We start from the raw sequence: 1,708 nt of genomic DNA, 5'->3' as shown, positions 1-1,708 counted from the left end.
ACCCGCACTTCCAGCCGCCGATCATCGACGACTTGAAGAAGGAAGCCAAGGCGCGCGGGCTGTGGAACCTCTTTCACCCGCATCCCGAGTGGGGCCCCGGCCTGACCAACCTGGAATACGCACCGCTCGCGGAGATCATGGGCCGCAGCCACCTGGCTTCCGAAGCCACCAACTGCGCCGCTCCGGACACGGGAAACATGGAGGTGCTCACGCTCTTCGGCACCGACGAGCACAAGGAGAAGTACCTCAAGCCGCTTCTCGAAGGCGAAATCCGCTCTGCTTTCGCGATGACCGAGCCCGAGGTTGCCAGTTCCGACGCCACCAACATCCAGCTTCGTATGGACCGTGACGGCGACGAGTACGTACTGAACGGCCGTAAGTGGTTCGCTTCCAACGCTTTGCATCAGAACTGCAAGGTTCTGATCGTCATGGGCAAGACCGACTTCAATGCCGCCACCCACCGTCAGCAGTCGATGATGGTCGTTCCGATCGATGCTCCCGGCGTCACGATCCTGCGCAACTTGCCGGTCTTCGGCTACCAGGACCGTGAAGGACACGGCGAGATCACCTTCGAGGACGTGCGCGTCCCGGCCAAGGACATTCTCGCCGGCGAGGGCGAAGGATTCGCGATCAGCCAGGCTCGCCTCGGACCCGGCCGCATCCACCACTGCATGCGTGCAATCGGAATGGCCGAGCGCGCACTGGAACTGATGTGCAAGCGCGCATCCACCCGCATCACCTTCGGAAAGCCCGTCAGTGACAACGCGAATATCCAGGACTGGATCGCCGAGGCTCGTATCGACATCGAGATGGTTCGACTCCTCACGCTCAAGGCCGCTCACATGATGGACACGGTGGGCAACAAGGAAGCGCGCACCGAGATCGCAGCCATCAAGGTTGCGGCGCCGAACATAGCGCTCAAGATCATCGACCGCGCCATCCAGGTTCACGGCGGCGGCGGCGTCACGGACGACTTCCCGCTCGCGATGGCTTACGCCCACATGCGCACCCTTCGCCTGGCCGACGGCCCGGACGAGGTGCACAAGCGCGCCATCGCCAAGCAGGAACTGCGCAAGTACCGCGAAGTCAAGGCGAACTGACATGGCAGGACTGGATCTCACAGGTAAGACGGCAATCGTCACCGGCGCATCGCGGGGCATCGGCCTCGCGACCGCGCAGGCGATTGCGGCGGCGGGCGGAAACGTCGTACTGACTTCGCGCTCACAGGAATCCGCAGATGCGGCTGCCGCACAGGTGAACGGCAACGCGATCGGCGTCGGCGCTCACGCGACGGACGAGGATGCTGCACGAACGTGCGTCGAGCAGACGATCGAGCGTTTCGGCAGTCTCGACATCTTGGTGAACAACGCGGGCACCAACCCGTCGTTCGGGCCGATCATCAACCAGGATCACTCGCGCTTCGCCAAGACCTTCGACGTCAACGTGTGGGCTCCAGTCCTGTGGACCGGCCTGGCAGCGCGGGCCTGGATGGGCGAGCACGGTGGTTCCGTGGTCAACACCGCCTCGATCGGCGGCATGGCGTTCGAGGCCGGGATCGGTACGTACAACGCGTCGAAGGCTGCTCTGATCCACATCACCAAGCAGTTGGCGCTCGAGTTGTCACCGAAGATTCGCCCGTCGGGGGAGCCGGGCTCCGAGTTCCGCAAGGACATGGGCCCCTGGGCGAACTTCGCCCTCGGCTTCACCT

At 63.8% G+C, this 1,708-nt stretch carries 2 protein-coding genes; both read left to right on the top strand.

Going from position 1 to position 1,708, the window contains the following annotated elements:
* A partial coding sequence (locus ABT116_RS44465; RefSeq protein WP_351646600.1) for an acyl-CoA dehydrogenase family protein occupies positions 1-1,100 on the top strand: 1,100 nt, incomplete at its 5' end.
* Between the two features lies 1 nt (position 1,101).
* The coding region (locus tag ABT116_RS44460; RefSeq protein WP_351646598.1) for an SDR family oxidoreductase at positions 1,102-1,708 on the top strand (607 nt) is incomplete at its 3' end.

The sequence above is a fragment of the Streptomyces sp. NPDC002130 genome, assembly GCF_040296465.1.
Taxonomy (GTDB): domain Bacteria; phylum Actinomycetota; class Actinomycetes; order Streptomycetales; family Streptomycetaceae; genus Streptomyces.
This window is presented reverse-complemented; position numbering and strand designations above follow the sequence as displayed.